Annotated in this window: 22 protein-coding genes and 1 riboswitch; of the genes, 15 read left to right on the top strand and 7 right to left on the bottom strand. The window is 32.8% G+C overall.

Going from position 1 to position 24,324, the window contains the following annotated elements; all coding sequences use genetic code 11:
- Positions 1-109: 109 nt before the first annotated feature.
- Positions 110-3,523 carry a T9SS-dependent choice-of-anchor J family protein gene (locus B8T70_RS11275; protein ID WP_086894910.1) on the bottom strand — a complete coding sequence of 1,138 codons (3,414 nt, stop codon included), beginning with the start codon at positions 3,521-3,523 and terminating at the stop codon, positions 110-112.
- A gap of 361 nt (positions 3,524-3,884) precedes the next feature.
- On the opposite strand from B8T70_RS11275, the gene B8T70_RS11270 reads away from it, so the two are divergent.
- The 3 genes from B8T70_RS11270 to B8T70_RS11260 all read left to right on the top strand — a co-directional run bounded on the left by B8T70_RS11270 (position 3,885) and on the right by B8T70_RS11260 (position 5,245).
- Entirely contained in the window at positions 3,885-4,091 is a 207-nt protein-coding gene (locus B8T70_RS11270; protein WP_039119359.1) for a hypothetical protein, read from the top strand.
- Between the two features lie 57 nt (positions 4,092-4,148).
- Positions 4,149-4,724, top strand: a complete 576-nt coding sequence (locus B8T70_RS11265; protein ID WP_039119360.1) for a pseudouridine synthase — start codon at positions 4,149-4,151, stop codon at positions 4,722-4,724.
- A gap of 65 nt (positions 4,725-4,789) precedes the next feature.
- The gene (locus B8T70_RS11260; RefSeq protein WP_086894909.1) at positions 4,790-5,245 is read left to right on the top strand and encodes a tRNA (cytidine(34)-2'-O)-methyltransferase; all 456 of its coding nucleotides are present in this window, start codon (positions 4,790-4,792) and stop codon (positions 5,243-5,245) included.
- A gap of 73 nt (positions 5,246-5,318) precedes the next feature.
- Here B8T70_RS11260 and B8T70_RS11255 read toward each other — a convergent pair whose 3' ends face one another.
- From B8T70_RS11255 to B8T70_RS11245, 3 genes are all read right to left on the bottom strand, one after another.
- Positions 5,319-6,095, bottom strand: a complete 777-nt coding sequence (locus B8T70_RS11255; protein WP_086894908.1) for an ABC transporter ATP-binding protein — start codon at positions 6,093-6,095, stop codon at positions 5,319-5,321.
- 97 nt (positions 6,096-6,192) lie between these two features.
- A complete protein-coding gene (locus tag B8T70_RS11250) occupies positions 6,193-7,221 on the bottom strand; it encodes an iron ABC transporter permease (protein ID WP_086894907.1) in 1,029 nt (342 codons plus the stop codon).
- Positions 7,222-7,227: 6 nt separating this feature from the next.
- Entirely contained in the window at positions 7,228-8,370 is a 1,143-nt protein-coding gene (locus B8T70_RS11245) for an ABC transporter substrate-binding protein (protein WP_086894906.1), read from the bottom strand.
- Positions 8,371-8,545: 175 nt separating this feature from the next.
- Here B8T70_RS11245 and B8T70_RS11240 point away from each other — a divergent pair, with 175 nt between their 5' ends.
- The 7 genes from B8T70_RS11240 to B8T70_RS11210 all read left to right on the top strand — a co-directional run bounded on the left by B8T70_RS11240 (position 8,546) and on the right by B8T70_RS11210 (position 16,012).
- A complete protein-coding gene (locus B8T70_RS11240; RefSeq protein WP_086894905.1) occupies positions 8,546-8,908 on the top strand; it encodes a DUF5522 domain-containing protein in 363 nt (120 codons plus the stop codon).
- Between the two features lie 182 nt (positions 8,909-9,090).
- Positions 9,091-9,603: a bifunctional adenosylcobinamide kinase/adenosylcobinamide-phosphate guanylyltransferase gene (gene cobU / locus B8T70_RS11235; RefSeq protein ID WP_086894904.1), complete on the top strand. Its 513-nt coding sequence runs from the start codon at positions 9,091-9,093 to the stop codon at positions 9,601-9,603.
- Between the two features lie 73 nt (positions 9,604-9,676).
- The gene (gene cobT, locus B8T70_RS11230; RefSeq protein WP_086894903.1) at positions 9,677-11,356 is read left to right on the top strand and encodes a nicotinate-nucleotide--dimethylbenzimidazole phosphoribosyltransferase; all 1,680 of its coding nucleotides are present in this window, start codon (positions 9,677-9,679) and stop codon (positions 11,354-11,356) included.
- A 65-nt stretch (positions 11,357-11,421) separates the two neighbouring features.
- Positions 11,422-12,219 (top strand): adenosylcobinamide-GDP ribazoletransferase, encoded by a 798-nt coding sequence (locus B8T70_RS11225; protein ID WP_086894902.1) that lies wholly within the window; start codon positions 11,422-11,424, stop codon positions 12,217-12,219.
- On the top strand, positions 12,204-12,740 hold the full coding sequence (gene cobC, locus B8T70_RS11220; protein WP_086894901.1) for an alpha-ribazole phosphatase: 537 nt from the start codon (positions 12,204-12,206) through the stop codon (positions 12,738-12,740). The genes B8T70_RS11225 and cobC overlap by 16 nt, the downstream gene beginning before the upstream one ends.
- 78 nt (positions 12,741-12,818) lie before the next feature.
- Positions 12,819-13,053, top strand: a riboswitch (cobalamin riboswitch).
- A 27-nt stretch (positions 13,054-13,080) separates the two neighbouring features.
- Positions 13,081-14,934: a TonB-dependent siderophore receptor gene (locus B8T70_RS11215; protein ID WP_086894900.1), complete on the top strand. Its 1,854-nt coding sequence runs from the start codon at positions 13,081-13,083 to the stop codon at positions 14,932-14,934.
- A 4-nt stretch (positions 14,935-14,938) separates the two neighbouring features.
- The gene (locus tag B8T70_RS11210; protein WP_086894899.1) at positions 14,939-16,012 is read left to right on the top strand and encodes a DUF5074 domain-containing protein; all 1,074 of its coding nucleotides are present in this window, start codon (positions 14,939-14,941) and stop codon (positions 16,010-16,012) included.
- Positions 16,013-16,083: 71 nt separating this feature from the next.
- Here B8T70_RS11210 and B8T70_RS11205 read toward each other — a convergent pair whose 3' ends face one another.
- The gene (locus B8T70_RS11205) at positions 16,084-17,535 is read right to left on the bottom strand and encodes a S41 family peptidase (RefSeq protein ID WP_039119370.1); all 1,452 of its coding nucleotides are present in this window, start codon (positions 17,533-17,535) and stop codon (positions 16,084-16,086) included.
- Between the two features lie 125 nt (positions 17,536-17,660).
- On the opposite strand from B8T70_RS11205, the gene B8T70_RS11200 reads away from it, so the two are divergent.
- The 5 genes from B8T70_RS11200 to B8T70_RS11180 all read left to right on the top strand — a co-directional run bounded on the left by B8T70_RS11200 (position 17,661) and on the right by B8T70_RS11180 (position 21,005).
- Positions 17,661-18,170, top strand: a complete 510-nt coding sequence (locus B8T70_RS11200) for an RNA polymerase sigma factor (protein WP_039112222.1) — start codon at positions 17,661-17,663, stop codon at positions 18,168-18,170.
- A complete protein-coding gene (locus B8T70_RS11195; RefSeq protein WP_039119371.1) occupies positions 18,157-18,630 on the top strand; it encodes a hypothetical protein in 474 nt (157 codons plus the stop codon). Before B8T70_RS11200 ends, B8T70_RS11195 begins: the two co-directional genes overlap by 14 nt.
- 1 nt (position 18,631) lies before the next feature.
- Positions 18,632-19,207 carry a DUF4252 domain-containing protein gene (locus B8T70_RS11190; RefSeq protein WP_052250110.1) on the top strand — a complete coding sequence of 192 codons (576 nt, stop codon included), beginning with the start codon at positions 18,632-18,634 and terminating at the stop codon, positions 19,205-19,207.
- Between the two features lies 1 nt (position 19,208).
- A complete protein-coding gene (locus B8T70_RS11185; RefSeq protein ID WP_039119373.1) occupies positions 19,209-19,745 on the top strand; it encodes a DUF4252 domain-containing protein in 537 nt (178 codons plus the stop codon).
- Between the two features lie 222 nt (positions 19,746-19,967).
- The gene (locus B8T70_RS11180) at positions 19,968-21,005 is read left to right on the top strand and encodes a T9SS type A sorting domain-containing protein (protein WP_086894898.1); all 1,038 of its coding nucleotides are present in this window, start codon (positions 19,968-19,970) and stop codon (positions 21,003-21,005) included.
- A gap of 71 nt (positions 21,006-21,076) precedes the next feature.
- Here B8T70_RS11180 and carB read toward each other — a convergent pair whose 3' ends face one another.
- Complete coding sequence (gene carB, locus B8T70_RS11175; protein ID WP_039112228.1) at positions 21,077-23,932, bottom strand: carbamoyl-phosphate synthase large subunit; 2,856 nt, start codon at positions 23,930-23,932, stop codon at positions 21,077-21,079.
- A 144-nt stretch (positions 23,933-24,076) separates the two neighbouring features.
- Positions 24,077-24,238 (bottom strand): 50S ribosomal protein L34, encoded by a 162-nt coding sequence (gene rpmH / locus B8T70_RS11170; protein WP_008464848.1) that lies wholly within the window; start codon positions 24,236-24,238, stop codon positions 24,077-24,079.
- Positions 24,239-24,324: the final 86 nt, after the last annotated feature.

Raw genomic sequence — 24,324 nt, 5'->3', positions numbered from 1 at the left:
TTAATTCTCTCTTTATTATAATAAGATTACACCAAATCATATTATACTGTAAAAAAATGCTAGATTCTTAAAGTAGAATCTAGCATTTTTAATTTATAAAACCTTTCGATTATTTTTTTATGATCTTATCTTTAAAAACAACTTTATTATTTTCTGATAAGGTATAAATATAGATTCCGGTTTTTAAATCACTTATCTGGATTACCGAAGTACTATTTTCCTGTCCTCCATTTACATCAATAGGTTTTCCTATCATACGACCCGTAATATCATAAAGTCTTAATTTAAGCTTCTTGTCTTCATTAGTTTTCACAAGAACATTGACAACATCTGTTGCTGGATTAGGATATGCTTTTACTGCAAAACCATTCTTAGTTTCAAAATCTATTGTACCTAAAGTAGATCCTTTTAATTCAAAACGAGCAATTACTGGCCCGTGATCAGATGTTGTATTTACATAATTATTTATATCAGAACGTGGATCATAAACTGCAATTGAATTAGGAATATATTCACTATTTAATTCATTTGATATCATAATGTGATCTAAAAATCCACCTGAACTTAGGAAACTAAAAGCTCCTGCTTTACTGATATCTAAAGTAAGTGCGTTATAATTTGCAGTATCGTCTACAAACATTTTATAAGAAGAAGGATTTGGCGTAACAACAGATGCTTTTACGTCATCATTATAATCTCCTAAAATAATTAAATTAGACTTTGAATAATAACGATCTAAGCTATCTTTTAATACTTGAGCATCGTATTTACGCATATTGTATTTAGTAATATCTGTTCCGCTATTGGCACGTGCATGAAGATCTACCAAATTAAGTGTTTTTTTTACTCCTCCAATATTTGTTTCTATTTGTACCATATAAGGTAAACGCCCTGATGAGAAAAAGTTGGCATTGGTACCTGGATAATTTACCAAAGTTTCAGTTCCATTACGAAGTCCATCATAAAAATCCTTAAACATTACACGCTCACTTGTAACCGTTGCTGTTTTGGTATTATAAATTACTACTAGTTTTTGTGGCGGAAAATTATCTTGAGGCTCATTAAACGAATAGGACCAATTAGGAGAAATTACTTTATCAAATATTTTACCGTTAATATTTAATTTTGCTATTAAAATATCGATAGAAGGATCATCAGACACTTCTTGCACAACATATACATCGGCATCCATCTTATTCATTACTTTGGCAACATTCTCAATTTGCAAAGCATCATCTATAGGACCAAATTCTTTTTTATCTGCACCAATCACATTACTTCCAAAAAACTCAAGATTATACGTTACAATATCAAAAGTATCTTCTTTTGGCAAAGAAGAACCTTTTAATGTTCCAATTTTCTCATTTAATCCTGCTCCTGTTACAGTCAATGTACCTGCAATAGTTAACTCTTTTGTAGAAGGCGTAAATCTTGCATAAATTGTTTTCCCAAGCAATGCATCAGCTTCATTTACAATAACACTTGATAAAAAGCTTGAATTATCAAGAGATAATTGATAATCTAGTGGAGCGGCAATAGTAATATCACCGTAACCGCCAGCTTTAAAAATAAAAGTTTTACTAGTAGAAACTGTATTAGGGCTCACATCTCCAAAATCTAAATTAGGATTTGAATCTACGAATCCTAGCTCATTTGTTATAGCTACATCATCAATCGTCCACTCTGATGCATTACCACTACCTCCAGATAACGTTTCGTAAACCCAAGCTACATAAGTATGATCCGTTATGTATGCTCCTAAATTAATGTATTGTGATTGCACATAAGCTCCCGTTGTTACAGGAAAGTTACCATCTATTTCTGTCCAACTAGCACTAGCAGGGCTACTTTTTCCATCATAATTTGTAGAAACCATTAATTTTAAACTTGGTCCTGCAAAATATTTACGAGCATAAAATGATAATAAAGGATAATTATTAAAGCTATTTAAGCGTAATTTTGGCGAAATCAACCAATCTTCACTTACTCCACCATCTGAAAATCCATTCATTACCACTGCTCCGGGAGCTGAATTAGCATTTGTAGTTGTACTTTCCCAAGCCTTAAGTGGACCAGCTACATTATAAGATGTCCAACCACTATTAGTAAAAACATTAGCATCATTAAAATTCTGAACGTATGGATTAATTCCAAAGCCTGATACACTCACTATTTTAGTAGCTGCACCTGCAGATTGATTAGTAATTTGACCTGTAAAACTACCAAGTGCATTTGGTGTAAAACGTACATAAACTGTTGGCGTAGCATTTCCTGCAAAATCCACTAAATCATATACAACAGAAGATCCAAAAATAACATTGTCCTTAGATACTGCAAAATTAGTTGGTGCCGTAACTGTTACTGGATTATTAAGATTATCTCCTCCTATTTGGTAACTCAGAACCGATGAAGTAAAATTTGGTTCTTCGACACCCAAATTAATTACTGTAGTTGTTGTAGTTATTTTTGGTGACACAACAGCCGGAGTGGTCGCGTCTATTTTGTTTACACTTGCTTGTATATTTCCAAAAGAATCTTCAGAAATAGAGTAAACACTATATGCTGTATTTAGTGTTAAACCAGTAATTGTTTTTGAATAAACCAATGATTTATCTGTGATATCTAATACACCAGATTGTAAAGCGGCTGTTCCACTTGCGTTGAAACCACTTTTTACTTGCGCGCCTGTAGGTGCTGCATCAGTAGCTAGTACTAATACATAATATGTTTTCCCTACCTCATCAATTTTATTATGGAAATCAAACTCATCTGATAATACATTATCTATTTTTGGATAACTTACTACGTTTACTGGAGCTTCATCATCTTTTTTGATATCTATATTATCGATTGCAAAAGAAGGGCGTGCGTTAACACCTCCTGCATCTCTAACAATCCATCTTATTTGAACTACAGATTGGTTATCACATTCAGGTGGCAAAGTTACTTTTATTGTCTTTAAATTTAGAGGGATAGTAACTCCTGTACCTGTTTGTAATTTTTCACCACTTAAATAAGCTGTTTCTAATAGAGAAATAAAAGGTCCTGTAATACCAATCCTGTATTGCAAAGCCATCTCATTCTTACGGGTACTAGTCGTTCCATCATACGGATTACGAATTTCCATCGCATCATATTTAACCTGAATTCCTTTCAAATCTTTAGTTACAAAAGCAAATCCAATTGCTAAATCAAGTTTACCAGTATTTAAAATACCGATTTTACCGCCATAATTATGGATATTCCCACTATTATTACTTGCTGAACTGCTTTTTAATAAATCTCTATCTCCAACCAAAGTAGTACTATAAGTAGTTTTAGGTGAATCTAAATTTGCAGCCCATCCTTGAAAACCTTTAACAAAAGGCAAAAAAGCTGTTGAACTGGCGGGTAATGTCTCAAAATTTTGCAAATAAGGCAAAGGTTGAGGCTCGGGATTTGTTTGTGCAAAAAGATTTGCTGAAAAGCAATAAAAAAAACTTAAAAAAGCCATTAAATGGCGCAAAGAGTAGTGGTTTTTCATACGTTAAAAATTAGTGTTTTTAGAGTTCAAATTTATTGTCTTTAAAGTTAAGCGAATATTATAAAACTTTAAAGTTATTGTTTAAACCTTTATAAATATTTAGCACCAAACTACACAATAAATATTAATTATTTCAGATATCCATAAAAATTATGCAGGTTAAGCAAATAATTCTTATTGTATTTCACTTTAAGCTTTAGACACAAACTACTCAATAAGCCCAGTAATCATAAGGCTTTTCAATCAAAAACAACACTAAATTAAATTTTCTAAAACAAACCTTTTACATTCATAAAATAGTAAACACAAAAGTAATTTTCAAAAATTGTATTTTTATTAATAATTCCTAAAACAACATATCATGAACTTCTTCAAAATCAAAACAAGTTGGTCTAATGCCGAGTTTATTGTGTTAAAACTTTGTATCGCCTCGGCATATATTTTAATCGGAACTTATTTTCATGATTTTTTTAGCAACTATTATGTTCCGCTACTTATCTTATTTGGTATTACCGTAATCTGGTCTGTTTATTTGTGGCTAACTAAAATGAAAAACAATAAGCAGTAATATCTATAAATTGGAATTACTTGTGAAACAAAACTATCTTTGCTCAAAAATTCCAGCATGTCGCATCAACATTTTATTCTTTTTAAACCATACGGTTATTTAAGTCAGTTTATATATGAGCTAAAAAGAAAGAAGAAACTTTTGGGTGAATTACATAATTTTCCAGAAGGTACAATGGCTATTGGCAGACTTGATGAAGATTCAGAAGGTTTGCTTTTACTAACTACAGATGGAAAAGTAAGTGAACAGGTAAGAAGCAAAAAAGTCGACAAAGAATACTATGTTCAAGTAGATGGAATTATTACTCCTGAAGCAATCGAAGAATTACAAAAAGGAGTTGAAATTGGTTTTGATGGCGGGAAATATAAAACCAAACCTTGTTCTGCTTTCATCGTTACCGAAATTCCTGATTTTGGCCCAAGAGCAAAAAAAATCAGAGATGAACGACATGGACCAACTTCATGGGCCTCGATAACTGTAAATGAAGGTAAGTTTCGTCAAGTGCGAAAAATGACTGCTGCTGTTGGTTTTCCTACTTTACGATTGGTACGTGTTCGTATAGGAAATGTATATTTGCAGGGCTTAAAAGCTGGAGAAGTTTTAGAAGTACCCGATTTTAAATTAGAAAATTAATTAAAGAATATATCAAAATTAGATAATTCCCAAATTAACGATTAACCGAATAAACAAATTAAATAATGCTGAATATAGTTCTCGTAGAACCCGAAATACCTAATAATACTGGAAACATTGGTCGCTTGTGCGTTGGTACAGAAAGCCGATTGCATTTAGTACATCCTTTTGGATTTGTTATAAATGATAAAAACTTAAAACGTTCCGGACTCGATTATTGGGCTCACCTTGATGTAACCGAATATCAGAATGTAGCGGAATGGAAAGCTCAGATTCCAGATTTATCACGTGTTTTCCTTATGAGTTCTCATGCCAAGAAATCATATCTTGAAACAGATTTCCAAGATGGAGATTGGTTGGTTTTTGGTAAAGAAAGCGTAGGATTGAGCGAGGAAGTTTTAGAACAATTCGAAAATCATCTTACGATTCCAATGTCGTCCCTAATAAGAAGTTTTAATATCGCAAATTCGGTTGCGTTTGTGGTGGGTGAAGCTAAGAGACAGATTGGGCTGAAGGTTTAAGCGATTATTTGTTTAATCGTTTAATCGGATCTGACATCGATTTTCTTCCCACAAGGTCGAAAAAACCTGAATTCTAAGTAATCACAAACTTCCCTTTTTCGGCATCAAATTTAATATGGTCGTCTTTAAATAAAGTTGCAAAACTTCCTGTTGCAATTAAGTTACAAGGTTCGTCTTGTATAAAAGCTTCGGGTGTCATAATAATCATTTCGTCGCTTAATTGTATTGCTAAATCAATATCATGTGTAGAGAACAAAATGCATTTCCCCGTTTCGTGAGTTAGTTTCTTAAGCAACTTAAACAAAGCTACTTTATGCAATAAATCGAGATGTGTAGTTGGTTCATCTAGAATAATAAATGGCGTGTCTTGTGCTAAAGCTCGTGCAATTAATACTTTTTGCAATTGCCCGTCGCTTATTTCGTAATGTTTTTTGTGTGATAAATGACTTATTTGTGTGAGCTCTAATGCCTCATTTACTTTAGTAATATCATACTGCGTCAAAGTCCCAATCCAGTTTGTATAAGGTTGGCGCCCTAAAGCCACTAATTCGAAAACGGATAGATTGCTTGGCGGTAATTTTTCGGTTAAAACAATGCTTAAGTTCTGTGCTAAATCGAGTGGTTTATATTCAAATACGTTCTTATCATTTAGCAAAACTGTTCCTGATAATGGATGTTGAATTCCTGTTATTGTTCGTAGCAATGTCGATTTACCGATTCCGTTTGCACCAATTAAAGCAATAAGTTTTCCGGGTTCTAAATTCAGGTTTAAGTTTTGAGCAATAGTCACAGTTGCTTTCTTGGACTTATAGCCAATACTTAAGTTTGAAGTTGATAGGATGCTTTTCATTTTCTTTAAGGTGCTAAGGTTTAAAAAATCATTCTAATCTTTTTAATCTGTGGCAAAAAAATTAACCGCAAAGCTCACAAAGCTGTTGCAAAAACGTTTACTCAAAATTTCTCTTTCGGACTAATAACCAAATTACTACCGGCGCTCCAATTATTGATGTTATTGCATTAATAGGCAATGTAGTTTCTAATCCTGGTAATTGTGATGCGATGTCGCAAAACAACATAATTATTCCTCCATAAAAAAGGGTACTCCAATATAAAACAGCATGATTACTGGTTCTAAATGTAAGCTTTGCTATATGTGGAACGGCTAATCCTATAAAAGCAATTGGCCCAGCAAAAGCAGTAACACTTCCTGCCAAAATACTTGTGGCAAAAATAATTACAAGTCTTGTTCTCTTAAAATTAAGTCCCATGCTTTTGGCATAATTCTCTCCAAGTAACAATGCATTTAATGGTTTGATACTACTCGCACTTAAAAGTAAACCGATACTAACACTCACTGCTAAAACTATAATCGATGACCAGGAAAGATTTCCTAGACTTCCTAGTGACCAAAAAGTGAATTTCTGTAATTGTTCAGCCGAACTAAAATAGGTCAAAACCCCAACAATAGCACTGGTAAAACTACCAAACATAAGCCCGACTATTAAAATAGCCATTGTATTTCGTAATCGTTGCGATACTAATAAAACCAGTAATAAAACCGAAATACTCCCTAATGTTGATGCAATTACAATCCCGTAGCTTGATAGCAAAATTGTATTTAAGAATGAAGGCAATAAACCTGCTCCTAAAATCACAATTGCTACTGCTAATATCGCTCCGGAACTTAATCCTAAAACATCGGGACCAGCCAATGGATTTCTGAATAATGTTTGCATCAACAAACCACTTATCGATAATCCTACACCAACTAATACTGCGGTAATTGCTTTAGGCAAACGATAATTAATTATGATATATTCCCATGTCGATTTACTTGCTTCTCCTCCTGTTAAACTGGTATAAACTTCTTTAAAAGGAATTGTGATAGACCCGAAACTAATGTCCAGAAAGAATAATAACAAAAGTGCTAAACCGAGTATAAAGAACAAGATTGTATTTCGCTTTTGATTCGCCAATTGGATTTAGTTTAATTTAGATGCAAAAGTAAATTCATAACTTGGCAATAACTCAGGATGAAATATCTTAATGTAATCTTTCAGCACTAAATCTGGTCGGCTTGGAGCTAATTCATAATAAATTGTTCCTCCAGTTGCTCCAAATTTATTCTCGAAAGTATATATGTTTTTTGTTTTAAAAGCATCAAACTGGCTGTAATGTGGATTACTTTTTTCTAATTCTGTTAATGATTTAAAAGAACCTGTCGCAATCCAGACTGAAGCTGTTTTGGCTTTGTCTAATATTTTTTCGAATGATAATCCCAGACTTCCTGTTCCTTCTAGATTTGCCCATAAATAATCGGCTTTGGCATCGGCCATAAATTGTGCTACCCAACTATTTCCTTTGGCAACATACCATTGATCCATGTACATAGAACCATATAAAACAGTTGAAGTTGCTTTCTTAGAGGCTACTAATTTCTTAGCTTCGTTATAACTGGTTACAATTTTATCAAAAAGCTCTTTGGCTTGTGCTTCTTTTCCAAATAATGCACCGTAAAGTTTTATCCATTCGGCTTTTCCTAGTGGAGATTGCTCCATCCAATCGGCCTGAATTAGTACTTTTAAACCGCTTTTTTGTAAGTTATCTAACATTGGATTGTTATTATCAACTCCGAAAGTGACAATTAAATTTGGTGCTAATTCGATAAGTTGCTCGATATTTAATTTTTCGTTTTGACCAACATTCTTAACAGAACCTTTATCTATTAATTTTCTTGTTTTCTCTGAAGAAACATAATCGGTATGCGGGAAACCTACCAAATTATTCTCGACATCAAGCATTTCTAAAAACGGAATATTGGTTGTTGATGTTACTACAATTGTTTGTAACGGGATCTGGATTGTAGTATAACTTTTTAAACTATCGGGCACAACCCCATCTTTTTCTTTTAATACATAAGTATAATCCTTTCCTGCATCTGGCCAAGGATTTGTAACTTTTACAACTGAATATCCAGTGAATTTTTTTATAGAAAGTCCCGAAGCATATTCGATACTGTTTTGTCCTATTTCGGATTTTATTTCTGGTGTACTTTCGTTTTTCTTACATCCTATTAATACTAAAAAGGAGAAAAGAAAAATAACTTTATGTAATGATGACTTCATAGGTAGTTACTATTTGTTTTTAAAGAAATTATGGAATTGTTATTCTATATCATATCTGATTTTGAATCATACAATTTCATCTTTTACAATTTGGATAGCGACAAAGGTAGCGCAATTTCTAAATTTCTTGTTTACTTTTAAACGTAAAAAATTGAACAAATAGTATCTTTGCAGTATGAATGGTCTTAAAGTAAAAAACTGCTCAAGCTGCGGAACTGCATTTAATTGCGGTGATTCTCCCGACGGAAATAAATGTTGGTGCAACAACTTCCCTCCTATTTTTGTACCTTCGGATGTTGTGGATTGTCTTTGCCCGAATTGTTTAAAAAATGCCTGTGTGGTAAAAATAGATGATTTTGTAAATACAATCACTCCAGAAATTGCAACTGACAATAAAGCTTCGGCTTTGCCAAAAAACAATACACTTATTGAAGGAATCGATTATTATCTGGAAAACGGAAATTATGTTTTTAAGGAATGGTTTCATCTGAAAAGAGGAAGCTGTTGCGGAAACAAATGTCGACATTGCCCTTACTGATTTAAAAGAATAAACACGAATTTCACCAATTAACACGAAAGAAATAGTTGGTGCAATTGCGTTAGGGATAGTAGTGGTATCCTTTTATTTTTTTCTTTAAAAAATAAAAGATATAGCGAATAGCCCGCCCGAAGGGAACGCCCTTCTAAAATTTACAATTAATAATTAACAATTAAAAAAAGATGGTTTACTTGATTACTGGTGGTGAGCGTTCGGGGAAAAGTGGTTATGCACAACAACTGGCTTTGCAACTTACAAATGCACCAATGTATGTGGCAACGGCTAGAAAATGGGATGAAGATTTCCAGAATCGAATTGATCGTCACCAACAAGAACGCGACGAACGCTGGACAAATATTGAGAAGGAAAAACATTTGAGCGAAATTGATTTTTCGGGTAAAGTAGCTTTGATTGATTGTGTAACGCTTTGGTTAACTAACTTTTTTGTAGATACTAAAAATGATGTTACATTATCTCTTGAAGAAGCTAAAGCTGAGTTTCTAAAAATAGCCAATCAGCCAGATTCTACTTTGATAATTGTTACCAACGAAATAGGAATGGGACTTCATGCTGATACGCACGTAGGAAGAAAATTTACTGAATTACAAGGTTGGATGAATCAGTTTTTGGCTAAAAATGCCGATACTGTTGTACTTATGGTTTCGGGAATTCCCGTTACAATAAAAGGAAAGTAAAAGCCGAGAGCTTTCGGCTTTGGGCTATCAGCCTAGACCTTTGTTCCTTTTGAACCTCTTAAAAAGAAAAAACATGAGCTATTTAGATGATATATTAAAATCACGCCGCGATACACGCCACTTTACTAATGACGAAGTTCCTGATGAAGTTATTCAAAATGCTTTACAAGCTGGACATTGGGCGCCTTCGGTGGGTTTAACAGATGCAACTAAGTATTACATCATAAAATCGGATGAAGTTAAAAAAGCTATCAAAGATTTATTTTTGGATTATAATAAAAAAGCGGAGTTATTAACTGATGATGAGGAGCAAAAAGAACGCTATAAATCCTTGAAGCTGGAAGCTATAGAAGAGGCTCCTATTGGGATGATAATTGCTTATGACCGCTCGGTGCTAAACAATTTTACTATAGGAACTGTTGGTAGTAATGAAGCTGTAAAATTTAGTTCGGTTTGTGCTGCCCAAAATATCTGGTTATCACTTACGGAGCAAGGTTATGGTATGGGTTGGGTTTCTATTTTAAATTATTATCAGTTTAAGAAAATAATTGATTTACCTGAAAATATAGAACCGCTTGGTTATTTCTGTATTGGTAAACCTGCGACAAACTACGATAATCAACCCATGTTGCAGCAATTAAAGTGGAAACAAAAATCGGAAACTTTTGATTGTACCGAAATCAAAACTATAAATGAGAGTCTTATTCCGAAATTAGATTTTGATAATAAACCTAAAGTCGAAGTTAAAAGCTCTTTTAAAGAAGCGCTACAGCATAAAATCGATTCAAAAACTAAACCTATTGGAGCTTTAGGTATTTTAGAAAAGCTGGCATTCCAAATAGGAACAGTTTTTCAAACTCTGGAACCTGAGATTATAAAACCAAATATTGTTGTTTTTGCAGCAGACCACGGTATTGCCAATCATGGCGTGAGTGCTTATCCGCAAGATGTAACCCGACAAATGGTTGGTAATTTCCTAGAAGGCGGTGCAGCAATAAATGTTTTTTGTAAACAAAATAAAATTGAACTTTCTATCGTAGATGCTGGTGTAAATTATGATTTCCCTACAAATGCGAATTTAATTAATGCTAAAATTGCCAAAGGAACTCAATCCTTTTTACACGCTCCCGCAATGAGCGAAACCGAATTACAATTGTGTTTCTTGAAAGGTTCAGAAATTGTAGATTCTGTTGCAAAAACAGGAAGTAATTGCATTGGTTTTGGCGAAATGGGTATTGGTAACACATCTACAGCTTCGGTTTTAATGAGTGTTTTAACAGGTTTTTCTATAGAAGAATGTGTTGGAAAAGGAACTGGAGTTGATGAAGAAAAATTAATTCAGAAGCAGGAAATCCTAAAAAAAGCCATTGAAAATTATTCCGGTCAAGCCGAATTAAAAGTACAACTCGCCTATTTTGGTGGTTTTGAAATCATACAAATGGCCAGCGGAATGTTAGCCGCTTATAAAAACAATATGCTAATTCTGGTAGATGGTTTTATTTGTACTGTGGCATTTTTAATTGCTTATAAAATAAATCCTGAAATCAAGAAAAATGCTATTTACTGTCATTCATCTGCTGAACAAGCACATCAGAAATTATTAGATTATCTAGAAGCTCAATCAGTTCTACAACTAAATTTACGCTTAGGCGAAGGAACGGGCTGTGCAATTGCTTTACCTATATTACAATCGGCAATTGTTTTCCTTAACGAAATGGCTACTTTTGAAAATGCTGGAGTTAGTAAGAAGTAAAACAGTATTCAGTCGCAGTTTTTAGTTTCAGCAACTATCTTTAGCCAAATAAATAAAACTATTAAATGAAAAAACAACTCCATATTTTTTTTACTGCATTAATGTTCTACACAAGGATTCCTTGTCCTAAAAATATCGACCATAATCCTGATTACCTTAATAAAGCAAGTCGATATTTCCCTTTGATTGGTTGGATTGTTGGAGGTATATCTTTTCTGGCATTTTATGGTGCTTCATTTTTAGTTTCAACACCCGCAGCAGTAATTATAGGAATGATTGCTGGGATTTTAATTACTGGAGCTTTTCATGAAGATGGTTTTGCCGATGTTTGTGATGGTTTTGGTGGGGGTTGGACCAAAGAAAAAATCTTACTCATCATGAAAGACAGTGCCATTGGCGCTTATGGAGCTATTGGTGTTGTATTATTATTTTTATTAAAATTTCAGTTACTTTCAGAACTGGTAACTATAGAGACAATTACAAGTCAGCAATCGGTAATTACTATTTTATTGTTGTTTATTGCAGGACACTCTATTAGTCGTTTAGCAGCTATAAGCATCGTATTTACACATGAATATTCTCGTGAAGATGCGACAAGCAAAAGCAAACCAATTGCAAAAAGCTTTAGCTGGAAAGAAGTTTTAGGTTCTTTCTTTTTTGGTTTATTACCTCTCTTGGTTCTTTCTTATTTTCAATATCAATTACTTTTAGTATTAATTCCAGTTTTCCTAACACGCTACTTTTTGGCACGTTATTTCCAAAAATGGATTGATGGTTATACTGGAGATTGTTTGGGCGCAACACAACAAGTTTGCGAAGTTATTTTTTATTTAAGTGTTATAGCAGTATGGAAATTTATTTAGTTCGTCATACCGAAACTGTTTGCGAAAAAGGAATTTGCTACGGTCAAACTGATGTAAATATTGCTGAACCTTATGATTTGATTTTTGAAAACATTGTAAAGCAATTACCTCAAGATGCATTGTTATATTCGAGTCCATTAAAACGTTGTGTGTTACTTGCCAAACATATCCAACAAGAAACCAAAATTTTAAATTACAAAGAGGACAAACGTTTGATGGAAATGGATTTTGGTGATTGGGAAATGAAAAATTGGAATGAAATTTCTTCAAATGATTTAAATCCGTGGATGGAAGATTTCGTAAATATTCGAGTTTCAAACGGAGAATCTTTCATCGATTTACATGAAAGAGTCACTCATTTTATAGAAAACGAAATACTTGCTAAAAAACCGTCAAAGGCAATTATTGTTGCACATGCCGGAGTAATAAGAAGCATATTATGTCTTTTAAACTCTCTTCCTCTTAAAGATGCTTTCCAAAACAAAGTCGATTTTGGACAAGTAATTAAAGTCGATATCTAAATAAAATCAATTTTTGTTTTGTTTATGAATAGTATTAAATAATCAAACAGAATTGATTTATAAGCTTTTTTAACTTTATATTTGCACTTTCATTAAGGTTGTGCTATATTTTTTGAGACACATTAAAAGGGAATCAAGTAATTGAAGATTGAAAACATCAAAATCTACATTCGAAAATCTTGAGCTGTACCCGCAACTGTAAGCTTAGTCCTGTAAGGGATGCTTGTTGTTAACTACAAACCACTGTTTTAGGACGGGAAGGGAAACAACAAGACGCGAAGCCAGGAGACCTGCCTTTGTTAACAAATATCGAACTCTCGGGAAAAAGAGTTTAGAAATTATGACATTACAAAAGTTTTACATCTGTTTTTCGCTCTTAGTTTGCCAATTCATTTTGGCACAAAATGATTCTATAACAAAATTAAAAGAAGTTATAGTTTCCGACACTAACCTCAAGAAATACTCTGATTCACAATCAATTCAAGTACTTAATGACTCTATTATTAATAGAAATGAAGCATTACTTACCGATTTATTAAACTTTAACTCTACTATTTATTTTAAAGAATACGGTCGTGGTATGCTTTCGACAGTTGCTTTTAGAGGAACAACGGCTTCCCAAGCTGCTGTAATATGGAACGGTATCAATATCAATTCTCAGATGAACGGAAGTACCGATTTTAATACTATAGCCGGATCTGACTACAATTCGGTAAGTGTAAAAGCTGGTGGAGGAAGTGTTATTTACGGAAGTGGTGCTGTGGGAGGAACAGTACATTTAAACAATGATTTAAGTTTTTACAAAAGGTTTGAAAATAATTTAAAGCTAGATTACGGAAGCTTTAATACCATTGGAATCAACTACAAAACAAATATTTCAAACGAAAAGTGGAGCGCACAAATTGGATTTTCTAAAAATAGCTCAGCCAATGATTACAAATACTTAAACCGATACAACTGGAAAGGTGAACAACGCTGGAACCAAAACGGGCAATATGATATCATTACGATGAGCGCAAACCTAGGTTATAAATTTGACGCAAAGAACAGCCTTAAATTATACAGCCAAACATCTAATACTGACCGAAATACTTCAATTATTTCTGAATCTGAAACCAAATCAAAATACATTAATAGTTTCAGTCGTAATTTAATAGAATATGATGGTGATTTTGGCAGATTCACAACCAACTTTAAAACTGCTTTTATTACTGAGAAATATCAATATTTTGAAGATAATTCAAAAAACAACTATAGCCACGGAAAAACAGAAAGCCTAATTACTAAAGCTGATTTAGGATACACTCTTTTTAAATCAACTCAAGTAAACGCTATCCTAGATTATAATAGAACCAAAGGTTACGGAACTGGTTTTGGAGATCATGTGAGAGAAATTAGCTCAGCTGCATTAATGATAAAACAAGATTTTTTTGCAAATTGGAAAAACGAGTTAGGCATCCGAAAAGAATTTACAAATAATTACAAATCTCCTGTTTTATTCTCTTTAGGGTCATCTTATCAATTTAGTAAATTATATAATCTGAAATTAAATTTCTCTCGAAATTTCAGAATTCCAACGTTTAATGATTTGTATTGGGAAGAAGGAGGAAATCCTGATTTAAAACCAGAGAACTCCTATCAAGCCGAAATTGGAAATGTTTTTACATACAAAAATATCTCACTGACCCAAACTTTTTATTACATGAAAATAAAAGACTTATTACGATGGGTACCTAGTGATAATGGCATCTGGATGCCTCAGAACACCGACAAAGTAAATAGTTACGGAGCTGAAACCTTATTAAGTTGGAAAAAACATTTTGGTAAAAATTATTTTAATGTCAATGCGACTTATGCTTATACCGTTTCAGAAAATGACGAAACCAAAAAGCAATTGTTCTTTGTTCCTTTTAATAAAATTACAGGAGCAATTTCATATTACAGAAATAAGTTCTCAGCCAATTATCAATTTTTATACAATGATTTTGTTTATACACAATCCGATAATGACCCAAAAAACATAATTCCTGCTTACACCGTTTCAAACATAGGTATAGACTATGACTTCAAACTTTTATCCTCTTTTAAAATAGGTTTTCAAATTTTAAACGTTTGGAATAAAGAATATGAAAGTCTAGAATTCAGACCAATGCCTGGAAGAAATTATAATTTGTACATAAACCTTAAATTTTAATATAATGAAACTAACTAGATTATTTTTATTAGCATTAAGCATTTCGCTTCTTGCTTCTTGCTCTAATGATGATAATGACAACAATGACGATGGTCCAAAAGGAGCTTATGAGGATGGTATTTTTATCTTAAATGAAGGAAATGATATCAGTGGTGGTTCTGTGTCTTTTATCAATGAAGACTTAAATACAAACACTTTTGTTAAAGATGTTTACGGACCAACAAATGGTAATGACTATATCGGAAAATATCTTCAAAATATCTTTTTTGATAACGACAAAGCCTACATTATTTCTGGAGGTACAAATGTGATTAACGTAGTAAATCGTTACACTTTTAAATTAGTAGCTAAAATTGAGACTGGACTTATCAAACCTAGATATGGTGTTGTAAAAGATGGGAAAGCATATGTTACTAATGCAAACACATACTGGAGCAAAACAAACCCAGTAGGAAATACTGATGATTTTGTCGCTGTAATTAACTTATCTACAAATAAGGTAGAAAGTACAATTCCTTTAGACGGAACTGCCAACCGTATTGAACTTACAAACAATAAACTTTACATAACTGAGCCTTATAACAGTGATAAATTAGTTATCATTAATCCAAGTACAAACAAAATAGAAACTAAAGTGACTATTGGCTTTGGTGGAGATCCAATGGAAACCAAAGATGGTACGTTATATATTATCAGAACTCCATACGGAGATAGAAGCGAAATTGCAAAAGTAAAATTATCAGATAATACCATCACTAAAATTACTTTTCCAGAATCACTTGACGGAGCTAGAAACTTAGATATTTACAATAACAAAATATATTATACAGCAAATACAGCTGTTTACGCAATAGATTACACTGCTACAACAGCATCTACTACACCTGTTTTTGAATATTCTTCAACTTCAGAATATGGAAAAATGTATGGTTTTGCTGTAAAGAATGACAAAATTTATGTTTCAGACGGAGGTGATTTTGCTTCAAATAGTAAGGCTTATATCTATAATTTAAATGGTACTCTTATAAAGGAATTAACAGTTGGCTTAGGACCAAACGGATTTTACTTCAATGACTAATTAAAATCATTTATTTACATTTTACTTTATTAAAAAAGGCTTTCTAACGAAAGCCTTTTTTATTTCTCTATCTAATCTTGTAATGCTCTCAAAAGTCCTTCAGGAGCTTTATCTACATACATTTGGTTTCGAATACCATCTATTGATTTAGAATCGGTAAAGTATTCAAACTCTTTACCATCTTTAGGCAAAATTACTTTACCTGTACCTGTAATTTTAGAAATTGCAGTGCCTAATAATGGCTCATTTTCATCTCCTAAAACTCCCAACGAATTTATAGTTTCTATTACGCTATAAGTAGGCGTTAATCCATTAGTATATTCTCCAAAACCTACTGAGTTAACAATCTTCAAAACAATTGGCTGCATCGCATATTTATGACTTGGATTAACATTTCTTTTAAGAAAAGTAGGAGAATCATACAAAGTAACCGAACCTACATTTTTACCTATAGTTACATCACCTATTTGTATTACATCAATGTATGGTTTTAACCCATTAATAACCAATTCACTTGCCGAAGCTGTACTTTTAGAAGTTAATATATATACTTTGGTCAAATTCAAACTATTTAAAGCAACTCCATTAAATTTATCTACAAAATTATTGATTAGAAATTCTGCATTATTAATTTCTAAACTTTCATTCATTTTAGCATTCCATTTTTGTTTAGAGAAAACTTTATCTGTAAACTGTCCTGTAATCATACTTGCTAATCGGGTTGCTGTTTGCACAGAACCTCCCCCATTATATCGCAAATCAAGAACTAAATCGGTAATACCTTTTCCTTTTAATTCTCCAAATGCAGCATTTAATTGATCATCATAGTTACCATAAAAACCATTATACATTAAGTAACCTATTTTACGACCATTCTTCTCTATCACTTTATTTATGAAAATTGGATTTTCATCCAAAACAGATTTAGTAAGCGTAACCGATTTGCCGTTTGGTACAAATGTCGTTCCATCATAATCAGTTAAATTTATCGTATAACTATCTGGCGCGAGTAAAGTTTTATAATTATCATAAGTAATTTGCGTACCATTAATACCATAAAATAAATCTCCACGCTTCACTCCTTTGCTTGCAGCATCTGAGTTAGGAAGAATATAACGCACAAAACCAATCAAATCATTAGAACCTTTAGATTTTGGACTTAATTTAAAATCAATTCCATTATTTTTAGATGTTCCTTGAAGTTCTTGTTCCAATACAGTATAATCATCTACAATCCAACTAAATCTGTCTATTGACGGATCTACTCGCAAAGAATTAAATAATGTTTCGGGATCTGGATATCCTCTTAAAAAAGAATTTAACGCTTCTTGATTATTATTAAACCGATCATCGGATAAATTAGGAACATCACCTTGCCATAAATAATATTGATTTAATCCTTTCCAGATAAAATCCTGAACCTGTAGGTTTTTAGGAGCAGCCACATCATCTTGATCCTGACAGGCTTGAAAGCAGAATACTGCTAAAAATAATAATATTGCGGTTCTTAATATTGTCTTCATATAGTAGGTATCAATATAGTATTAACGTAAAAATACTATCTTTAGTTTTATTTCACACACTTTTGTAACAAAAATAATTCTGTTTCGTCTTGATACTATAAGCGAACCTATAATTTGTAATTTTTATGAACCAAATCGTTTTCCTTCAGTTAGTAAATCCTTTTAAAGACAAAGTATTTCGTCTGGCAAAACGATTACTCATAAGTACAGAAGAAGCAGAAGATGCCTCGCAAGAGATTTTAGTTAAACTATGGAGTAAGAAAGAAACATTAAGCACTTATAATAATGTTGAAGCTCTTGCCATGACAATGACAAAAAATTATTGTCTGGATCAATTAAAATCAAAACGAGCCAGTAATCTTACCCTTGTACATTCTAATTACACCGATAGAGAGCCGCGATTAGATCAAAAAGTAGAAGATAATAATAGTTTAGAATGGGTAGAAAAAATAATGAGTCAATTGCCAGAGCAGCAACAAATTTTAATTCAGTTACGAGATGTCGAACAATATGAGTTTGACGAAATCTCCAAAATAGTTAATATGAATGAAACCGCTATTCGCGTAGCGCTTTCAAGAGCTAGAAAAAAAATAAGAGAATCTATGCTTAATACACATCAATATGGAATCAGATAAAATAGAAATATTATTAGAAAAATACTTTCAGGGAGAAAGCACTATTGCCGAAGAAAATGAATTAAAAAATTACTTTTCTTCTCCGAATGTTGCGCAGCATTTAGAGCAATACAAACCACTTTTTGGTTATTTCTCTCAAGTAAAAGAACAACGTTTAACGCAAGAAATTCCACTACAAACTAAGAAACGTAATGTGGCGTGGTTATCAATTGCTGCTTCGGCTGTCCTTTTACTAGGAATAGGTTCTTATTTTTACCTCAACAACACAAATAACACAACTCCTGTTGTTGCAAAATCAGACTTAGGAACTTATGACTCCCCAGAAGAAGCTTTGGCGGCGACGCAAAAAGCCTTGGCTATGGTGTCACACAATGTTAATACTGGTATAGAAAGTGTCCAGTATATTAAAGAATACGAACAATCAAAAAACTTAATTTTCAAACAAAATAAAACTCGATAAAATGAAATCAACGATTCACGAAAACAGAAAAAACAATAGAAGAAGCTTGAGTAAAAATTTCATAATAACACTAGTTTTCGCATTTGTAAGCCATGCATTTTATGCACAAGGAGCTTTTGACAAATATGATGGTCAGGATGATGTAACATCTGTAATCGTAAACAAAAAAATGTTCGATTTAATGAGTAAGGTAAAAGTTGATGCTTCGGATAAAGAAACACAACAATACTTAAGCCTTATTAAAAAACTAGATAATCTAAAGGTGTTTACAACACAAAGTACCAGAGTTGAAGCCGACATGAAACTTACCGCAGATAAATACATAAAATCTGCAGGTTTAGAAGAGTTAATGCGAGTAAACGATAACGGAAGAAACGTAAAAATTTATGTAAAATCTGGAGCAAGCGACACTCAAATAAAAGAGTTATTTATGTTTATTGATTCAGGTAAAAATGAAGACACAGTTTTACTATCACTTACTGGTAATTTTGATTTAAATGAAATCTCGGTACTTACAGACAAAATGAAATTACCTGGAGGTTCTGATTTGAAAAAAGCATCTAAAGGAAAAAAATAACATGAAACGAATCACCAACATTTTCGCCTTTTTAGGATTATTACTTCTAGTAAGTTGCAATTCTGAACCTTCATTACAGAAATATTTCGTAGAAAATACCGAAAACAAAAACTTTATTGCTCTCGATGTTTCGCCAAGTATTCTCAATGTAAACAAAGAAAAACTATCTGCTGAACAAAGCGAAGCATTAAACTCTTTCGACAAAATGAACATCTTGGCTTTTAAACGAAATGATAAAAACCAAACGGAATATGAAGCCGAAAGAACTAAGCTAAATACTATTTTAAAGAACCCAAAATACCAACAATTAATGAAATTTGGTTCTGGAAAAGATGGCGCTTCAGTAAGCTATGTAGGAACAGACGAGAATATTGAAGAGTTCATAATTTATGCCAACAGAAATGAAAATGGTTTTGCAGTAGTTCGTGTTTTAGGAAAAAATATGAATCCAAACAATATCATGACATTAATGACCGTTCTTAAAGAATCTAATATAGATATGGAACAACTTAAACCGTTACAACAACTGATTAAATAATTCTTACTTTAAAAACAAAAAAGCCTCTTGATTGAGGCTTTTTTTATACCCGAATTTGATTATTTCTATTCAAAAAGCTGTATCAAAAGCAGTATTAATAAAATTTATGATATTTCATCTTTTTTTTAACAGAAATAAAAACAAAACGACATAATTTTTTACAAAAAAAGCAACACTGAAAACGAAATAATATATATTTGACCAAACATTAAAATCATATATATGAAAAAAATTTTACTCTTTGCTTTATTCTCTACATTTAGTATTAATGCCCAAACACCTAGTGATTATGTAACTGGATTAAATACACCAACAGGAATTGCATTTGATAGTGCTGGAAACTTATATGTTGCCGATTACAGCGCATACAATGTAACTAAAATCACTCCAAGCCTTATAAAAACTCCTTTTATTAGTTCTCTAAACGGAACACCACAACAAATAGCTTTTGACCCCAATGGTAATCTTTGGATTGCTGGATCAGGCTCCATTGACGAAATCAAAAAAGTAACACCAACCGGGGTAGCAACTTCTTACCCAGCTTTAAATGACCCTTACGGGATAGCAATCGATGCATCTGGCAATGTATATTACTCAGAAGCTATTTCCGGAAGCATCAAAAAAATAGACATTAATGGAATAGTTACCACTTTTGCTACAGGTCTTACTCAACCAAATGGGATGGTATTTGATAAATCGAGCAATTTAATTGTTGCAGATAAAGTTGAAGGCGAAATAAAAAAAATAACCCCTGCAGGTACTGTAAGCACACTTATTTCAGGAATGATGAATCCATCTAACCTTCTTTACACACCAAATGGAGATTTATACATTTCAACAGGTACGCTAGGTAGAATTTTTCGTTTCCCTGCAGGGGGCTCAAATGGAGACCAAACTCAATATACAAGACTTAATCTTGGTGACAGCGCAGGACAAATGGCTTTTTACAATGGAGCACTTTACGTTAGCACAAGTGCCAAAAAAGTAATTAAAATTACTGACCCAATGTTAGGATTAAAAGACGTTAACAATACAACAGATAACTTTGTAGTTTATCCTAATCCTGCAACAGATTATTTAGTTATCGAAAACAGTAAAGTTGATTTAAAAACGATTCAATTATTTGACATGACAGGTAGAGAAGTTCAAAACTTCAAAGCATCTGACAGCAAAGACAATAAAATCATTTTATCAAATTTAACTTCAGGAAATTATATTTTAAAAGTTAACAATACATCTAAAAAGATAATTGTAAAATAAGCAATTCTCCTATTAAACAAAAAAGCCTCAAAATTTAGATTTTGAGGCTTTTTTTATATCAGGATTTGAGATTATTTACTCAAATACATTTTTCTTCTTGAGTACAATTCGTAGAACTGATCGTCTTTTAAGTCGTCGATAAACAAGATACTTTCACCTGTTGATTTCATCTCTGGCCCTAATGCTTTGTTTACATTATGGAATTTACTAAAAGAGAATACAGGTTGTTTAATTGCAAATCCTTTTAATTGCGGGTTGAATTTAAAATCGGTTACCTTATTATGTCCCAACATTACTTTTGTAGCGTAGTTTACATAAGGTTCTCCGTAAGCTTTTGCAATAAATGGTACTGTTCTCGATGCTCTAGGATTTGCCTCGATAATATAAACCGTATCATCTTTTATCGCAAATTGTATGTTTATTAAACCAACTGTTTTAAGAGCTCTCGCAATTTTTATAGTATGATCTTTTATTTGTTGCATTACAAACTCTCCTAAGTTAAAAGGAGGTAATGTCGCATTACTATCTCCCGAGTGAACTCCACAAGGCTCGATGTGCTCCATTATTCCTATGATATAAACATTTCCATCAGCATCACAAATTGCATCAGCCTCAGCTTCGATTGCTCCAGCTAAGTAATGATCCAGAAGTAATTTATTCCCAGGAATTGTTTTCAATAAATTAATAACGTGCTCTTCAAGTTCTTTCTTGTTGATTACGATTTTCATTCCCTGACCACCTAATACATAAGAAGGACGAATCAATAATGGAAAATCTAAAGTATCTGCAAGAGCAGAAGCTTCATCCGCAGTTTCAGCGATTCCAAATTGAGGGAAAGGAATATGCAATTCAGTTAATAACTCAGAGAAACGTCCTCTATCTTCGGCTAAATCTAAGGCATCAAAACTTGTTCCTATAATTTTTACACCGTATTTAGATAATTTATCTGCTAGTTTTAATGCTGTCTGACCACCTAACTGTACAATTACACCTTCTGGTTTTTCATGCTGAATGATATCGTAGATATGCTCCCAGAAAACTGGCTCAAAATACAATTTATCAGCAGTATCAAAATCTGTCGAAACAGTTTCTGGATTACAGTTAATCATGATAGTTTCGTAACCACACTCTTTAGCTGCAAGTACACCGTGAACGCAAGAATAATCAAATTCAATTCCTTGTCCAATTCGGTTTGGTCCAGAACCTAAAACTATTATTTTCTTTTTATCGGTAACAATACTTTCGTTATCTACATAACGTTCCCCATTTGCTTTTTCTATTTCAGCTTCAAAAGTTGAATAGTAATAAGGAGTTTTCGCCTTAAATTCGGCAGCACAAGTATCTACTAATTTAAACACACGATTAATGTTCTTATCCATACGTAAAGTATGCACTTCACTTTCCAGACAATTCATCATGTGAGCAATTTGTCTGTCGGCAAAACCTTTTTGTTTCGCTTCAAGCAAAAGTTCTTTTGGCAAAGTAGCTACTTTATAGTTTGAAATTTCTTTCTCTAGCGTATAAAGTTCTTCATATTGTTTCAAGAACCACATATCTATTTTAGTAATCTCATGAATACGGCTCAACGGAATTCCCATTGCAATTGCATCATAAATTACAAAAACACGATCCCAACTTGCAAAAGTTAGTTTCTCGATAATTTGTTCGTAATTTTTATATCCTTTTCCATCAGCACCTAAACCATTACGTTTAATTTCTAATGATTGTGTTGCTTTATGTAAAGCTTCTTGAAATGAACGTCCGATACCCATAACCTCACCTACAGATTTCATCTGAAGACCAAGAGTTCTGTCAGCACCTTCAAATTTATCAAAGTTCCAACGAGGTATTTTTACAATCACATAATCTAAAGTCGGTTCAAAAAGAGCCGAAGTCGATTTTGTAATTTGGTTTTGCAACTCATCAAGATTGTACCCTAAAGCTAGTTTAGAAGCAATTTTTGCAATTGGATAACCAGTTGCTTTCGATGCTAATGCAGATGAACGAGATACACGAGGGTTGATTTCAATCGCAACGATATCTTCTTTTTCGTCTGGCGAAACCGCAAATTGCACATTACAACCTCCTGCAAAGTTTCCGATACTACGCATCATTAATATAGCGTAATCTCTTAATTTTTGGAATGTTGTATCCGATAAAGTCATTGCTGGTGCAACTGTAATCGAATCTCCAGTATGAATTCCCATTGGATCCATATTTTCGATAGAACAAATAATTACAACATTATCATTCTTATCTCTTAAAAGTTCCAACTCATATTCTTTCCAACCCATTAAAGCTTTATCAATTAAAACCTCATGTATTGGCGAAGCTTCAAGACCTCTTGTTAAAAGCTCATCAAAATCTTCTTTTTTATAAACAATCGCAGCTCCAGTTCCTCCAAGTGTAAATGAAGGACGAATTACAAGTGGGAAACCAAATTCCTGTGCAATTTCTTTTCCTTCTAAGTACGAAGTAGCCGTTTTTGCAGGTGCAGTTGGTACATTAATTTTTTCAAGAAGTTGTTTAAACTGCTCTCTATCTTCAGTAATATTAATGGCGTTCACATCAACACCAATTAATTTTACTCCAAAATCAGCCCAAATTCCCTTTTCATCAGCTTCCAAACATAAATTTAATGCAGTTTGTCCTCCCATTGTAGGCAAAACAGCATCAATTTGTGGATGTGCTTTCAGAATTTCAATAATCGATTTTGTAGTTAGTGGTTTTAAATATACATGATCCGCCATTGATGGGTCGGTCATAATAGTCGCTGGATTTGAGTTTATCAAGATAACTTCAATTCCTTCTTCACGAATAGAACGTGCTGATTGTGATCCTGCATAATCAAATTCGCAAGCTTGACCAATAACAATAGGCCCCGAACCTATTATTAAAACTGATTTTATTGATGTGTCTTTTGGCATTTTAATTGTATTGTGTAGTTATATTTTCTTTTAATGTTTAATCCTACTGCATTAGAAATTAAAACATTACTCATTTTTTAATGACAAGGTATAAAAAAAGGCGATACTAAAAAAAGTAACGCCTTATTTATGTTTATAGAAACATTATTTTTTGTGTCTAGGTTCGCTAGAAACAGTCAGTTTATGTCTTCCTTTAGCTCTTCTACGTGCAAGAACTTTTCTTCCATTCGCAGAAGCCATTCTGTCCATAAATCCGTGCTTATTTCTTCTTTTTCTTTTCGATGGTTGAAACGTTCTTTTGCTCATTGCTTTGTATCTTTAAATATGGTGTCTAATATCTTCTTTTTGTTCTTCGAATATTGTTACTCTAAAACCGAGTGCAAATATACAAA

It is taken from the genome of Flavobacterium sp. AJR (assembly GCF_002156885.1).
GTDB lineage: Bacteria > Bacteroidota > Bacteroidia > Flavobacteriales > Flavobacteriaceae > Flavobacterium.
This window is presented reverse-complemented; position numbering and strand designations above follow the sequence as displayed.

Coding starts and splice junctions, on each gene's coding strand:
- B8T70_RS11275 (WP_086894910.1), bottom strand. CDS start 3,523: ATGAAAAACCACTACTCTTTGCGCCATTTAATGGCTTTTTTAAGTTTT.
- B8T70_RS11270 (WP_039119359.1), top strand. CDS start 3,885: ATGAACTTCTTCAAAATCAAAACAAGTTGGTCTAATGCCGAGTTTATT.
- B8T70_RS11265 (WP_039119360.1), top strand. CDS start 4,149: ATGTCGCATCAACATTTTATTCTTTTTAAACCATACGGTTATTTAAGT.
- B8T70_RS11260 (WP_086894909.1), top strand. CDS start 4,790: ATGCTGAATATAGTTCTCGTAGAACCCGAAATACCTAATAATACTGGA.
- B8T70_RS11255 (WP_086894908.1), bottom strand. CDS start 6,095: ATGAAAAGCATCCTATCAACTTCAAACTTAAGTATTGGCTATAAGTCC.
- B8T70_RS11245 (WP_086894906.1), bottom strand. CDS start 8,370: ATGAAGTCATCATTACATAAAGTTATTTTTCTTTTCTCCTTTTTAGTA.
- B8T70_RS11240 (WP_086894905.1), top strand. CDS start 8,546: ATGAATGGTCTTAAAGTAAAAAACTGCTCAAGCTGCGGAACTGCATTT.
- cobU (WP_086894904.1), top strand. CDS start 9,091: ATGGTTTACTTGATTACTGGTGGTGAGCGTTCGGGGAAAAGTGGTTAT.
- cobT (WP_086894903.1), top strand. CDS start 9,677: ATGAGCTATTTAGATGATATATTAAAATCACGCCGCGATACACGCCAC.
- B8T70_RS11225 (WP_086894902.1), top strand. CDS start 11,422: ATGAAAAAACAACTCCATATTTTTTTTACTGCATTAATGTTCTACACA.
- cobC (WP_086894901.1), top strand. CDS start 12,204: ATGGAAATTTATTTAGTTCGTCATACCGAAACTGTTTGCGAAAAAGGA.
- B8T70_RS11215 (WP_086894900.1), top strand. CDS start 13,081: ATGACATTACAAAAGTTTTACATCTGTTTTTCGCTCTTAGTTTGCCAA.
- B8T70_RS11210 (WP_086894899.1), top strand. CDS start 14,939: ATGAAACTAACTAGATTATTTTTATTAGCATTAAGCATTTCGCTTCTT.
- B8T70_RS11205 (WP_039119370.1), bottom strand. CDS start 17,535: ATGAAGACAATATTAAGAACCGCAATATTATTATTTTTAGCAGTATTC.
- B8T70_RS11200 (WP_039112222.1), top strand. CDS start 17,661: ATGAACCAAATCGTTTTCCTTCAGTTAGTAAATCCTTTTAAAGACAAA.
- B8T70_RS11195 (WP_039119371.1), top strand. CDS start 18,157: ATGGAATCAGATAAAATAGAAATATTATTAGAAAAATACTTTCAGGGA.
- B8T70_RS11190 (WP_052250110.1), top strand. CDS start 18,632: ATGAAATCAACGATTCACGAAAACAGAAAAAACAATAGAAGAAGCTTG.
- B8T70_RS11185 (WP_039119373.1), top strand. CDS start 19,209: ATGAAACGAATCACCAACATTTTCGCCTTTTTAGGATTATTACTTCTA.
- B8T70_RS11180 (WP_086894898.1), top strand. CDS start 19,968: ATGAAAAAAATTTTACTCTTTGCTTTATTCTCTACATTTAGTATTAAT.
- carB (WP_039112228.1), bottom strand. CDS start 23,932: ATGCCAAAAGACACATCAATAAAATCAGTTTTAATAATAGGTTCGGGG.
- rpmH (WP_008464848.1), bottom strand. CDS start 24,238: ATGAGCAAAAGAACGTTTCAACCATCGAAAAGAAAAAGAAGAAATAAG.